The sequence below is a fragment of the Streptomyces sp. NPDC031265 genome, assembly GCF_055570295.1.
Genome location: NZ_JBVIHM010000005.1, coordinates 184,912 through 197,349, shown reverse-complemented (window position 1 = coordinate 197,349; position 12,438 = coordinate 184,912). Strand labels below are relative to the sequence as shown.

The 12,438-nt window shown below is 71.0% G+C and carries 14 protein-coding genes; 2 read left to right on the top strand and 12 right to left on the bottom strand.

Annotated elements, in window-relative coordinates; all coding sequences use genetic code 11:
- Positions 1-134: 134 nt before the first annotated feature.
- The 8 genes from ACZ499_RS11050 to ACZ499_RS11015 form a co-directional block, all read right to left on the bottom strand.
- Positions 135-881, bottom strand: coding sequence for a DUF3159 domain-containing protein (locus ACZ499_RS11050; protein WP_468673808.1), 747 nt, complete (start codon positions 879-881; stop codon positions 135-137).
- 3 nt (positions 882-884) lie between these two features.
- On the bottom strand, positions 885-1,283 hold the full coding sequence (locus tag ACZ499_RS11045) for an OB-fold nucleic acid binding domain-containing protein (RefSeq protein ID WP_079126363.1): 399 nt from the start codon (positions 1,281-1,283) through the stop codon (positions 885-887).
- A gap of 186 nt (positions 1,284-1,469) precedes the next feature.
- Positions 1,470-2,159, bottom strand: coding sequence for a response regulator (locus ACZ499_RS11040; RefSeq protein ID WP_468673806.1), 690 nt, complete (start codon positions 2,157-2,159; stop codon positions 1,470-1,472).
- Between the two features lie 31 nt (positions 2,160-2,190).
- Positions 2,191-4,734: an ATP-binding protein gene (locus tag ACZ499_RS11035; RefSeq protein WP_468673804.1), complete on the bottom strand. Its 2,544-nt coding sequence runs from the start codon at positions 4,732-4,734 to the stop codon at positions 2,191-2,193.
- 137 nt (positions 4,735-4,871) lie between these two features.
- Positions 4,872-5,603 (bottom strand): ABC transporter ATP-binding protein, encoded by a 732-nt coding sequence (locus ACZ499_RS11030; protein ID WP_468673801.1) that lies wholly within the window; start codon positions 5,601-5,603, stop codon positions 4,872-4,874.
- 141 nt (positions 5,604-5,744) lie between these two features.
- The gene (locus ACZ499_RS11025; protein ID WP_385545460.1) at positions 5,745-6,530 is read right to left on the bottom strand and encodes a DUF3710 domain-containing protein; all 786 of its coding nucleotides are present in this window, start codon (positions 6,528-6,530) and stop codon (positions 5,745-5,747) included.
- Position 6,531: 1 nt separating this feature from the next.
- A complete protein-coding gene (dut, locus tag ACZ499_RS11020; RefSeq protein WP_067165186.1) occupies positions 6,532-7,047 on the bottom strand; it encodes a dUTP diphosphatase in 516 nt (171 codons plus the stop codon).
- Complete coding sequence (locus ACZ499_RS11015) at positions 7,044-7,628, bottom strand: PaaI family thioesterase (protein ID WP_468408523.1); 585 nt, start codon at positions 7,626-7,628, stop codon at positions 7,044-7,046. The genes dut and ACZ499_RS11015 overlap by 4 nt, the downstream gene beginning before the upstream one ends.
- A gap of 58 nt (positions 7,629-7,686) precedes the next feature.
- On the opposite strand from ACZ499_RS11015, the gene ACZ499_RS11010 reads away from it, so the two are divergent.
- Positions 7,687-8,154 (top strand): DUF3093 domain-containing protein, encoded by a 468-nt coding sequence (locus ACZ499_RS11010; protein ID WP_468673798.1) that lies wholly within the window; start codon positions 7,687-7,689, stop codon positions 8,152-8,154.
- Between the two features lie 69 nt (positions 8,155-8,223).
- Here ACZ499_RS11010 and ACZ499_RS11005 read toward each other — a convergent pair whose 3' ends face one another.
- The 4 genes from ACZ499_RS11005 to ACZ499_RS10990 form a co-directional block, all read right to left on the bottom strand.
- On the bottom strand, positions 8,224-9,198 hold the full coding sequence (locus ACZ499_RS11005; RefSeq protein WP_468673796.1) for a hypothetical protein: 975 nt from the start codon (positions 9,196-9,198) through the stop codon (positions 8,224-8,226).
- A gap of 11 nt (positions 9,199-9,209) precedes the next feature.
- A complete protein-coding gene (locus tag ACZ499_RS11000; RefSeq protein WP_067165176.1) occupies positions 9,210-9,506 on the bottom strand; it encodes a DUF4193 domain-containing protein in 297 nt (98 codons plus the stop codon).
- Between the two features lie 393 nt (positions 9,507-9,899).
- Positions 9,900-11,144: a sensor histidine kinase gene (locus ACZ499_RS10995; protein ID WP_468673792.1), complete on the bottom strand. Its 1,245-nt coding sequence runs from the start codon at positions 11,142-11,144 to the stop codon at positions 9,900-9,902.
- A gap of 5 nt (positions 11,145-11,149) precedes the next feature.
- Complete coding sequence (locus ACZ499_RS10990) at positions 11,150-11,803, bottom strand: response regulator transcription factor (protein ID WP_101390599.1); 654 nt, start codon at positions 11,801-11,803, stop codon at positions 11,150-11,152.
- A 392-nt stretch (positions 11,804-12,195) separates the two neighbouring features.
- Here ACZ499_RS10990 and ACZ499_RS10985 point away from each other — a divergent pair, with 392 nt between their 5' ends.
- Positions 12,196-12,369 (top strand): hypothetical protein, encoded by a 174-nt coding sequence (locus ACZ499_RS10985; protein WP_385545444.1) that lies wholly within the window; start codon positions 12,196-12,198, stop codon positions 12,367-12,369.
- Positions 12,370-12,438 lie beyond the last annotated feature (69 nt).

The following is a 12,438-nucleotide window of genomic DNA, read 5'->3' as shown; positions in this document are numbered from 1 at the left end:
GTGGTGTGAAGGGCCTCTTGTGGCGGCGCCAACGAAAAGAAGAGAAAGGAAAAAAAAAAAACCCCACAACGGCGGGGGGGGGGGGGAGGGCCCCCCCCCCCCCCCCCCCCCCCCGGGCCCCCCTTTTCGCGCCGTCAGTTCCCAGCCGCCTCGGCGGCCTTGGCCGCCTTCGCGGCCTCCTCTTCCGCTTCCATCTCCGCGAACACGTCGATGGGCGGCGGGGCCTTGGCCAGGAAGATCCAGGTCAGCCAGACCGCCAGCAGGAACGGCGGGATCTTCAGGGCGATCAGCACCCAGCCGAGCTGGGAGGTGTTGGCCCACCAGTAGAGCGGGAAGAGGATCGCGCACTTGGCGAGCAGGATCAGGCCCCAGGCCCAACTGGCCTTCGCGTACGCCTTCTTGCGGCCGGGGTTCCTGGTGCGCCAGGACAGGTTCTCCTTGAAGACCGGGCCCAGCATCAGCCCGATCAGCGGGACCCCGAAGAGCGTGGTCACCAGATACGTGACGGCCAGGCCCAGGGTGTAGAGCATGCCGGGCAGATAGAAGTCCTTCGCGTTGCCCGTCATCATCGCGAAGACCACGCCGAAGGCCACGCCGAAGACGCCGCTGAAGGCGTGCTTGACGGTGTCCTTGCGGATCAGCCGGACCACGAGGAGCAGCAGCGAGACCGCGACGGCGGCGATCGCCGAGCTGTGCAGATCCTTGTTGACCGTGAAGATCGTGACGAAGAGGAGCCCGGGCAGGCACGTCTCCACCATGCCCCGGATCCCGCCGAACGCCTCGAAGAGTGCGGCTTCGGTGACGGCTTTGGCGTCGGCGTCCGGTGCGGTGCGCGCGTGCTTGGCGGCGGTCGTGGTGGTCGGCTTGTCGACTGACGTCACCGGCTACTCCTGTCCGAGCGGTCGGAGTTCGTATTTGGGGTTGAACAGCACCCGCCGGCCGTGGCTCATCGAGATCCGGCCCGAGGCGATCAGCTTGCGGCCCGGCTCTATGCCCACGATCGAGCGCCGTCCCAGCCACACCACGTCCAGCGGGGCGGTCCCGTCGAAGAGCTCGGCTTCCAGCGCCGGGACGCCCGCCCTCGGGCGCAGGGTGACCGTCCGCAAGGTACCAGTCACCTTGACTATCTGGCGGTCGTCGCAGTCGGAGATGCGGGTGCACCCCGTGGCCTGCGTGTCCTCCTGCAGTTCCGCGGAGTGCAGCTCCTCCTGCGAGGTGGACAGCCGGTCGAGCATCCGGCGGAAGCGCCCCGCGGGCTTCTCGGTTCGAAGGTCAGCACTCATACAGAAAGCGTACCGGCCCCCACCGGCACGGGAGGCGTCCGCGGTCACCCCGCCACGAGCCCGCTCACACCCCGCTCACCGCACGGACACAGCCCGCTCACCGCTCGAACCGGTACCCCATCCCCGGCTCCGCGATGCTGTACCTCCCGGGGAACGACCCCCGGACCCCCAGCAGATCTCCACGGCTCAGCGCTCGAACCGGTACCCCATCCCCGGCTCCGTGATGAAGTGGCGCGGATGCGAGGGGTCCAGTTCCAGCTTGCGGCGCAGCTGGGCCATGTAGACGCGCAGGTAGTTCGTCTCCGTCCCGTAGGAGGGGCCCCAGACTTCCTGGAGGAGCTGCTTCTGGCTGACCAGCCGGCCGGTGTTGCGGACCAGTACCTCCAGGAGGTGCCATTCGGTGGGCGTGAGGCGTACGTCCCGGCCCTCCCGGTTGACCTTCTTCGCGGCCAGGTCGACGGTGAAGCCCTCGGTCTCCACCGTCACCACGTCGTCCGTGCCCTCGCCACCGACCGGCTCGGCGCGGCGGACGGCCGCCCGCAGCCGGGCGAGCAGCTCGTCCATGCCGAACGGCTTGGTGACGTAGTCGTCGGCGCCCGCGTCCAGCGCCTCGACCTTCTCGTCGGAGGTGTGGCGGGCGGAGAGCACCAGGATCGGTACCCGGGTCCAGCCGCGCAGCCCCTTGATCACCTCGACGCCGTCCATGTCGGGCAGGCCGAGGTCCAGGACGACCACGTCGGGGTGGCGGGCGGCCGCGAGCTGGAGGGCGGTCGCCCCGTCGGGGGCCGCGTCCACCTCGTACTTCCTCGCCTTGAGGTTGATCACGAGGGCGCGGACGATCTGCGGCTCGTCGTCCACCACCAGCACCCGGGTCATGCGGATCCTGCTTTCTGCCGTGGGCCGCGGGTCACGAGGTGACCTGGGCGGAGAGGTCGGCGACGACCGGGCCGGGGCCGGGCACCGCCCTGAGGGTGAGCACCATGGTCATTCCGCCGCCGGGGGTGTCCTCGGCGGTGAGGGTGCCGCCCATCGACTCGACGAATCCCCGGGCGACCGCGAGCCCCAGTCCCACTCCGGCGCCGCGCGGAGCGTCACCGTACCGCTGGAAGGGCTCGAAGATCCGTTCCTTGCTCTCGTCCGGGACGCCGGGGCCGCGGTCGGCCACCCGGACCTCCACGCGGTCGCCGAGGGCGCTGGCGGCCACCAGGACGGGCGTGGCGTCGGGGCTGTACTTGACGGCGTTCTCGACGATGTTGGCGACGGCCCGCTCCAGGAGTCCGGAGTCGACGGCGACCATCGGCAGGCTCTCGGGGATGTCCAGCTCGACGCTGTCCTCCGCGACGCCGCCGAGCGCCATCGGGACCACCTCGTCGAGGTCGATCTCGCGGATGATCGGCCTGACGGTGCCGGTGTTGAGGCGGGACATGTCGAGGAGGTTGCCGACGAGGTGGTCGAGCCGGTCCGCGCCGTCCTCGATGCCCGCCAGGAGCTCGGCCTCGTCGTCCTCGGACCATTCGACGTCGTCGGAGCGCAGCGAGGTGACGGCGGCCTTGATGGAGGCCAGCGGGGTGCGCAGGTCGTGGCTGACGGCGGCGAGCAGCGCGGTGCGGATGCGGTTGCCCTCGGCGAGCTTGCGCGACTCCTCGGCCTCGTCGACCAGGCGCTGGCGGTCCAGTACGACGGCGGCCTGGGCGGCGAAGGCGCCGAGCACCCGGCGGTCCTCGGCGGGCAGCACCCGGCCGCTGAGGGCCAGCGCCATGTGGTCGCCGACCGGCATGTCGACGTCGGCGTCCTCGGGGCGGGCCACGGGGTGCGGGCCGACGCTGCCCGCGCGGGTCCACGGCTCTACGTCGCCCGCCCGCTCCAGGAGGGCCACGGACTCCATGGCGAAGGTCTCGCGGACACGCTCCAGGAGCGCGTCGAGCGTGGTCTCGCCGCGCAGCACGCTGCCCGCCAGGAACGAGAGGATCTCGGACTCGGCGCGCAGCCGGGCCGCCTGGTGGGTGCGGCGGGCCGCGAGGTCGACGACGGAGGCCACCGAGACCGCCACCAGGAAGAAGATCGCGATGGCGAGGATGTTCTTGGGGTCCGCGATGGTGATCTGGTGGACGGGCGGGGTGAAGTAGTAGTTCAGCAGGAACGAGCCGAAGGCGGCGGAGGCGAGCGCCGGGAGGAGCCCGCCGAGCAGGGCCGCGGCGACCGTGAGCGTCAGGAAGAGCAGCATGTCGTTGGCGAGCCCGAGGTCCGCGTCGACGTTGGTCAGCAGCAGGGTGAGCAGCGCGGGTCCCGCGACGCCCGAGAGCCAGCCCCAGATGCTCCTGGCCCGCCCGAGCCGCGCGCCGCGCGCCACCGGAAGCCCGCGCCCCTTGGCGACCTCTTCGTGGGTGACGATGTGCACGTCCAGGTCGGGCCCGGACTCGCGGGCCACGGTGGCGCCGACGCCCGGCCCGAAGACGTACTGCCAGGCCTTGCGGCGGCTGGAGCCGAGGACGATCTGGGTGGCGTTGACGCCCTGGGCGAACTCCAGGAGGGAGGCCGGGACGTCGTCGCCTATGACGTGGTGAAACGATCCGCCGAGGTCTTCGACCAGGGTGCGCTGGACGGCCAGTTCCTTGGGCGAGGCCGAGGTCAGCCCGTCACTGCGGGCCACGTACACCGCGAGGATCTCGCTGCCGGAGCCCTTGGCGGCCATCCGGGCCGCGCGCCGGATCAGGGTGCGGCCCTCGGGCCCGCCGGTCAGACCGACGACGATCCGCTCCCGGGCCTGCCAGGTGGAGCGGATGTTGTGCTCGCCCCGGTACTGCTGGAGGTACTCGTCGACCCGGTCCGCGACCCACAGCAGCGCGAGCTCGCGCAGCGCGGTCAGATTGCCGGGGCGGAAGTAGTTGGACAGGGCCGCGTCGACCTTGTCGGACTTGTAGATGTTGCCGTGCGCCATCCGGCGGCGCAGCGCCTGGGGCGACATGTCGACGAGCTCGATCTGGTCGGCCCGCCGCACCACCTCGTCGGGCACCGTCTCGCGCTGGCGCACGCCGGTTATCGACTCGACGACGTCGCCCAGCGACTCCAGGTGCTGGATGTTGACGGTCGAGACGACGTCGATGCCCGCCTGGAGCAGCTCCTCGACGTCCTGCCAGCGCTTGGTGTTGCGCGAGCCGGGCACATTGGTGTGGGCGAGTTCGTCCACCAGGGCGACGGCGGGCCTGCGCTCCAGGACCGCGTCGACGTCCATCTCGGTGAAGACCGAGCCGCGGTACTCGATGGTGCGCCGCTGGATCTGCTCCAGGCCGTGCAGCATCACCTCGGTGCGCGGGCGCCCGTGGTGCTCCACGAACGCCACCACGCAGTCGGTGCCGCGTTCCACGCGCCGGTGGCCCTCGGACAGCATCGCGTACGTCTTGCCGACGCCCGGTGCCGAACCGAGGTATATCCGTAGCTTGCCGCGTGCCATGGCCCCATTGTCTTTCAGAGAACTGCTGCGTACGCGGTGCCGACCTTACGGCCCCCGATTCCGGCAAATCGGACCGGGAGCGCGGCTGAGCTGCCGTATTGACGCGATTCTGATACGCGGGGTGGGGCCCGGGGCGGTCAGCCGTGGTCGGTGATCCGCCCGTCGCTCAGCTCCAGGACGCGGTCCGCGAGCCCGAGCAGCTGGGTGTCGTGGGTGGCGACCAGGGCGGTGACGCCCTCGCTGCGCACGACCGCGCGCAGCAGCTCCATGACCGCGAGCCCGGTCTCGGCGTCCAGCTGGCCGGTGGGCTCGTCGGCGATCAGGAGCGCGGGCCGGTTGGCGAGCGCGCGGGCGATGGCGACGCGCTGCTGCTGGCCGCCGGAGAGCTCGCCGGGGCGCTGCTGGGCGTGGTCGCCGAGCCCGACCAGGGCGAGCAGCAGCTCCACGCGCGCGTCGCGCTCGCGCGGGTCGGCCTTGCGCAGCCGCATCGGGACGCCGACGTTCTCGGCTGCCGACAGGATCGGGATCAGTCCGAAGGACTGGAAGATGAAGCCGATACGGTCGCGGCGCAGCGCCAGCAGGCCCTCCTCGCCGAGGTCCGCCAGGTCCGTGGAGTCGACGGTGATCCGGCCGCCGTCCGGCCGGTCGAGCCCGCCGACGAGGTTGAGCAGCGTCGTCTTGCCGGATCCGGAGCGCCCCTTGAGGGCGACGAGCTCGCCGCGCGGCACCTCGAAGGACACCCCGCGCAGCGCGTGCACGGCGGCGGCGCCTTCCCCGTACGAGCGGCGCAGGTCCTCGACGCGGACCATCGGCCCGCTGCCCGGCTCCGCCACGACGGCCGTGCCGCGCCCGCTGGTGCTCTCGCTCATGTCCGCTCCCCCCGTACGTATGTCCCCGGCCGCGCCAGTATGTGCAGGAGGCACCCGTCTGGGCAATGCGTACGGGACCCGAAAACGCCGACGGGCCGCACCCCGCGAAGGGGTACGGCCCGCCGGAGGACCGGAAGCCGGTCAGCGCACCTCGGTGATCTCCGGGCCGCGCTGGAGCTGGCCCATGCCGCCGGAGAAGCGCGAGCCCTCCTGCTCCTCCTGCTGGACGCCGTCGGGCATCATCTGCGCGTCGTCCGGCAGCTTCAGGACGATCGGGTCGCGCGGGGCCATCGGGCCCTCGCCGCGCACCACGACCGCGTCCTGGAAGATCTGCTCAAGGAGCCCCGCGGCCTGCGGCTGCACCGCGCCCTGGCCGGAGATCACACCGCGCAGGAACCAGCGCGGCCCGTCCACGCCCACGAAGCGGACCAGCTGCACCCCGTTCGTACCGTCCGGGAGCTGGACCGGCACCTGGGCGCGCAGCTCCCAGCCGAGCGGGCCCTCGACCTCGTCGATGATGCCGCCCTGCTGGGTGATGCCGGAGGCGATCTCCTCGCGGACCTCGCCCCAGATGCCCTCGTTCTTGGGGGCCGCGAAGGCCTGCAGCTGTACGGCGCTGTCGCGCAGCACGACGGTCGCCGCGACGATGGCGTCGCCCGCGACCTCGACCCGCAGCTCCATGCCCTCGACTCCGGGGACGAACAGTCCGCCCAGGTCGACCCGGCCCTCTCCGGCCTCGGTGACCTCGGAGATGTCCCACGGACCGTTCGGCCGGGGCGCCGGCGGCAGGTTCATCCTGCGCGGCTCGTCCGCGTCGGCGGAGTCATCGGCGTAGTCGGCATCTTCACCGTCGATGCCGTCGACGACCTGCTCGGCCTCGCCCGCCGTGTCTTCGGCGGAGCCGCTCTTCTTGCGACGTCCGAACACGTCACTGTCCTTCCCGGTCGGATACGACCGAAGCGTATCGATTCCCACCCGTAGTGCCGTCCACAGCGGCATGACCGCCGGTGGAACCGAAGCCCCCCTCGGCCCTCGCCGAGCCGGGAAGCTCCGCCACCTCGTGGAAGCGCACCTTCTCGACCTGCTGGACGACAAGTTGGGCAATCCGGTCGAATCGCTCGAACCGCACGGTCTCGCGCGGGTCGAGATTGACCACGATCACCTTGATTTCCCCACGGTACCCGGCATCCACCGTCCCCGGGGCATTCACCAGGGCAACACCGCAGCGTGCGGCCAGGCCGGACCTCGGATGCACAAAGGCCGCGTACCCGTCGGGCAGGGCGATACTCACCCCGGTGGGCAGAACGGCCCGCTCCCCGGGGGCGAGCTCGGCGGCCTCGGTGGTGACGAGGTCGGCTCCCGCGTCGCCGGGGTGCCCGTACGCCGGAATCGGCACCTGCGGGTCGACTCGGCGGATGAGGACGTCTACGGGGTTACGGGTCACGGGTTCACCTCGAAGGCGCGGGCGCGCCTGACCTGGTCGGGGTCGGACATGACGGCCTGGATCTCCTGCGGACGGCCGTTCTCGATGAAGTGGTCGACCTTCACCTCGATGAAGAGGGCGTCGGCCCGGACCGCCACCGGCCCGTCGGGGCCGCCTATCCGCCCGGTCGCCCTGGAGTAGATCCTCCGCCCGTCGACGGCGGTGACCTCGGCCTCCAGGAACAGCACGGTGTCCACCGGCACGGGCCGTACGAAGTCGGTCTCCAGGCGGCCGGTCACCGCGATCGTCTGCAGCAGCCAGTTCAGCGAGCCGAGCGTCTCGTCGAGCGCCGTGGCGAGCACCCCGCCGTGCGCGAGGCCGGGGGCGCCCTGGTGGGCGGGGCGCACGGTGAACTCGGCGGTGACGGTCACGCCCGCGCCGGCCCGCGCCTCCAGGTGCAGTCCGTGGGGCTGTCCGCCGCCGCAGCCGAAGCAGTGCTCGTAGTGCGCGCCGAGCAGCTCGCCCGGGGCGGGCGCGTCGGGGTGCCGGACCGGCGGCTTCGCGTCGGCCGGGGGCGTCAAAGACGCAGATCTAGCAGTCACAGCCGCTGACCTTACCCGCGGTCCCGGGCGCCGGTCGCGCCGTGCCAAGCTTGCTGTCATGCAGCCGAACGCCCCTCAGTACACCGAACGCCTCACCGCCCCCCGCTCGTGGTGGCTGATCGCCGCCCTGGTCGGGGTGGCGTGCGCGCTGATGCTGCTGCCGCTGGGCGGCCTGCCGCTCCTGGCGGGCCTCATCGGCGGGACGGCCGCGGCCGCGGTGGTGGTGAGTTCGTACGGCTCGGTACGGATCCGGGTCGTGGCGGGCACGCTGGTGGCGGGCGACGCCCGGATCCCGGTGACCGCGCTCGGCGAGCCCGAGGTGCTGGACGCGGAGGAGGCCCGCGCCTGGCGGCTGCACAAGGCCGACCCGCGCGCCTTCATGCTGCTGCGCAGTTACATCCCGACGGCGGTACGGGTGGAGGTCACGGACCCGCAGGACCCGACTCCGTACGTGTATCTGTCGACGCGGGACCCGCGGAAGCTGAAGCAGGTGCTGGAGACCCTGCGGGCGTCCGACGCGCACTGAGTCCGGCGGGGAAAACAGCCCCGTCGGCGCCTGAGGAGCGGGGTCCGGGGCAGAACCCGTGCCGACGGCCTAGTGGCCGAGCTCCTTCGGGAGCTCCCCGGGCCTGAGCGGGTCGGCGGGCTGCTCCAGGGCCGGGAGCGCGGGCAGCGCGTCCCAGGGAACCGCGTGCTTGCGCAGATCGTCGCGGACGTGCGCCGCGACCTTCTTCGTGTCGCGCCGGTTCATCACCGCGCCCACCGCCGCGCCGACCATGAACGGCGTCAGGTTCGGCAGGTTGCGGACCAGGCGCTTGGTGATCTGCTGGCGCAGTTCGCGCTTCATCTGGCCGCCGAGGGCGGCATTGATGGTCGCCGGTCTGGTCACCTGGACGCCGCGCTCCTCGGTCCAGGACGTCAGATACGCCATGGCGCGCTCTTTCAGATTGCCAGGCGGGCGCAACCCGTAGACCTCGTGGAGCTCGGCGATGAGCTTGAGTTCGATGGCGGCGACGCCGGTGATCTCGGCGGCCAGCTCGGCCGGCATGGCCGGCGGGACGGGGAGCATCGCGGCGGCGCCGATGCCCGCGCCCACCGTCGACGTGGCGTTCGCGGCGCCCGCGATCAGTTTGTCCGCGATTTGCTCCGGGCCGAGACCCGGGAATTGCCCGCGCAGGGTCGCCAGGTCTCGGACGGGAATGCGTGGGGCGATCTCGATGACGCGATCGGCGAGGTGGCCGATTCCGGCCCTGGCGCCCGCGCCGCTCTTGCGGACCCCTTTCTTGAGGGCCGGGACGCCCTTGGTGGCGGCTGCTCTGCGCAGGGCGTCCAGGCGTCGGGCCCCGGCCGCGGGCCCCGCCTGGTCGTCCAGTACTGCTTCGAGCGAGGCCGGCCGGCCCCGCTCGTCCTCATGTGCACGGGCGGCAGAGCTCACCGCGGGGAGGGCGGAGGGCTCGGCGGGCGTCTGGACGCCCTCTGCCGGGCCTGTGCCGCCCTGTGACACCTCGGGCGTACCCGAGGCACCCTTTCGCCGGAACGGTCGCTTCCGGGGCGGTTCGACGCCTGCCACGGCCTGCCTGATCAGTCGCAGTCGCGGCAGATCGGCTGGCCGTTCTTCTCCCTGGCCAGCTGGCTGCGGTGGTGCACGAGGAAACAGCTCATGCAGGTGAACTCGTCGGCCTGCTTGGGCAGGACCCGGACGGCGAGTTCCTCGTTGGAAAGGTCCGCGCCGGGCAGTTCCATGCCCTCCGCGGCCTCGAAATCGTCGACGTCGACGGCCGAGGCGGACTTGTCGTTCCGCCGGGCCTTCAGTTCTTCAAGACTGTCGGAATCGACGTCGTCATCGGTCTTGCGTGGGGTGTCGTAGTCCGTTGCCATGTCGCTCTCCCCCTCTGGGTGGTTGCGGTGTCTCCAGCGCACGTAACGCGTGAGAGGCCGGACTTGTGCCCGACCCGAGGCGGAGATTTTGCCTCACATCAAGGTCTGTTACTCAATCGACACCCAGCCGCACTCCTCAAGAGTGATCGTCTTGGGTGGCGATCGGGACCGTACACGGTCCGAATGTCGCACTTCACGGGCGCCACCCCGTGTACTTCCCGTGATCTCACCCCCCGGAAACCCGGACTTTTCCCGGTTTTCCGGGGGAAGCCTTGATCACGGAGAGTAGATGGCCGGAATTTTGTCCCTGTGATTGATCACACACGAATACCTTCGGAACAGGTCCCGAAAATTCCGCTCAAAGCGAACTTCTCGATGGCATCGAAAAGCATCTCAGACGGGCAGGGTGACACGCATCACGAGGCCGCCTCCCTCACGGGGCTCCGCGATGATACGGCCTCCGTGAGCCCGCGCGACGGATCGGGCGATGGACAGGCCGAGGCCGACGCCCTTGTCGCTTCCGGTCCGCTCGGTCCGCAGCCGCCGGAACGGCTCGAAGAGGTTGTCGATCTCGTACGCGGGAACCACCGGCCCCGTGTTCGAGACCAGCAGGACCGCCTGGCCGTCCCTGAGCTCGGTGGTCACCGAGACCCAGCCGTCCTCCGGCACGTTGTAGCGTACGGCGTTCTGCACCAGGTTCAGGGCGATCCGCTCAAGGAGCACGCCGCTGCCCTGGACCACCGCGGGCGCCCGCTCACCGCGGATCTCCACGCCCTTGGCCTGGGCCTCACCGCGGGCCTGGTCGATGGCGCGGGAGGCGACCTCGGCCAGGTCGACCGGCTTGCGGTCGACGATCTCGTTCTCGCTCCGGGCCAGCAGCAGCAGGCCCTCGACCAGCTGCTCACTGCGCTCGTTGGTGGCAAGCAGGGTCTTGCCCAGCTGGTGGAGCTCTATGGGAGCCCCCGGGTCGGACAGATGGACCTCCAGGAGCGTGCGGTTGATCGCCAGCGGGGTCCTCAGCTCGTGCGAGGCGTTGGCGACGAACCGCTGCTGGGCGGTGAAGGCCCGCTCCAGGCGGTCCAGCATGTCGTCGAAGGTGTCCGAGAGCTCCTTGAGCTCGTCGTCCGGGCCGTCCAGCTCGATCCGCCGGCTCAGGTCGGTCCCGGCCACCCGCCGGGCGGTCCGGGTGATCCGGCCCAGCGGCGACAGGACGCGGCCCGCCATCGCGTATCCGAAGGCGAAGGCGATGACGCTGAGGCCGAGCAGCGCCATCAGGGAGCGGGTCAGCAGATCGTCGAGGGCGTGCTGGCGCTGCTGGGTCATACAGGCGCTGATGGCGTCGTTGAACTCCGTGATGTTGCCCGGTGTGGTCGGGAGCTGGCAGCCGCCGCTCGTGACCGTGACGTTCTGCCCGCCGACGATCTTGAACGGCTGGTTCCCGCCGGTGTGCAGCGCGGAGGCCGCCAGCAGATAGATGATCGAGAGCAGCAGAATGCCCGCGATCATGAACATGCCGCCGTAGAGCAGGGTCAGCCTTATGCGGATGGTCGGGCGCACCCACGGGAAGGGTGGCTCGGCTCCCCTGGGGTCCCAGGTCGGTTTCGGTGGCGCCGCGGGGGGCGCGGGCGTGGTGGCCATCGCGGTCAGATCCGGTATCCCGAGCCCGGCACGGTGACGATGACGGGCGGCTCACCGAGCTTGCGGCGCAGCGTCATCACCGTCACCCGCACCACGTTGGTGAACGGGTCCGTGTTCTCGTCCCAGGCCTTCTCCAGGAGCTGCTCGGCCGAGACGACCGCGCCCTCGCTGCGCATCAGCACCTCCAGGACCGCGAACTCCTTGGGGGCCAGCTGGATCTCCTTGCCGTCGCGGAAGATCTCGCGCCGGTTGGGGTCGAGCTTGATGCCCGCGCGCTCCAGGATGGGCGGCAGCGGCACCGTCGTACGCCGCCCCAGGGCCCTGACCCGGGCGGTCAGCTCGCTGAAGGCGAACGGCTTGGGCAGATAGTCGTCGGCGCCGATCTCCAGGCCCTCCACCCGGTCGCTGACGTCGCCGGAGGCGGTCAGCATCAGGACCCGGGTTGGCATTCCCAGCTCGACGATCTTGCGGCAGACGTCGTCGCCGTGCACCAGCGGGAGGTCCCGGTCGAGCACCACCACGTCGTAGTCATTGACCCCGATGCGCTCCAGGGCGGCGGCGCCGTCGTACACGACGTCGACGGCCATTGCCTCCCGGCGCAGTCCGGTGGCCACCGCATCGGCGAGCAGTTGCTCGTCCTCGACGACGAGTACGCGCACGGCGCTTTTCCTTCCTGTGAGCCCTCGCGGGCCGCTGATGCCCCGTGGGCGCCTGTGGGCCCGCTCGGGCGGTTCCTGAGCCCGTACGGGCAGTTCTGTGGGCGCTGAAGCAGTGACTGTGTGCTTCCATCCTGCCCCTTACGGCCATAAACCGGCGGTAAGACGGTGCTGCCGCACAGCCGCCGCCCGACCTGCGGCTTCCCGGGTCGCCCGGGAATTCCGGGGATTGCCGCGCGAGTTGAGGTTTCTCGCACTCCGGGCCGGGGGAGGACGACTGCACACCCGCGATCACGCCCTGTATGTGGCATGCCACTACCCGCTGCTCGTGATCGTGGACCCACCGTCGGCACACCCCCGTGCCGCCCGCCACCGACCCACGACGAGGGGGCACCATGGACGCATTCACCGCAGGACTCCTGCAGCGCATCAGGGCCACGGAGACGGACCTCACGCAGGCTCGTGAGAGCGGCGACGACTTCCTCGCGGAGGTCGAGCAGGCCGAGCTCGACGATCTTCATCGCCTCGCCGCCGAACACGGCGTCGAGGTGGCCGTCGCGGCACACTGACGCGCCGGAGGGGACCCCCGGCACCGCGGGACGGTGCCGGGGGTCTCCGCTGTCCGGGGGCGGGCGCCG

Coding starts and splice junctions, on each gene's coding strand:
- ACZ499_RS11040 (WP_468673806.1), bottom strand. CDS start 2,159: ATGACCCGGGTGCTGGTGGTGGACGACGAGCCGCAGATCGTCCGCGCC.
- ACZ499_RS11010 (WP_468673798.1), top strand. CDS start 7,687: ATGCAGCCGAACGCCCCTCAGTACACCGAACGCCTCACCGCCCCCCGC.
- ACZ499_RS10985 (WP_385545444.1), top strand. CDS start 12,196: ATGGACGCATTCACCGCAGGACTCCTGCAGCGCATCAGGGCCACGGAG.
- ACZ499_RS11045 (WP_079126363.1), bottom strand. CDS start 1,283: ATGAGTGCTGACCTTCGAACCGAGAAGCCCGCGGGGCGCTTCCGCCGG.
- ACZ499_RS11000 (WP_067165176.1), bottom strand. CDS start 9,506: ATGGCAACGGACTACGACACCCCACGCAAGACCGATGACGACGTCGAT.
- ACZ499_RS10995 (WP_468673792.1), bottom strand. CDS start 11,144: ATGGCCACCACGCCCGCGCCCCCCGCGGCGCCACCGAAACCGACCTGG.
- ACZ499_RS11030 (WP_468673801.1), bottom strand. CDS start 5,603: ATGAGCGAGAGCACCAGCGGGCGCGGCACGGCCGTCGTGGCGGAGCCG.
- ACZ499_RS11035 (WP_468673804.1), bottom strand. CDS start 4,734: ATGGCACGCGGCAAGCTACGGATATACCTCGGTTCGGCACCGGGCGTC.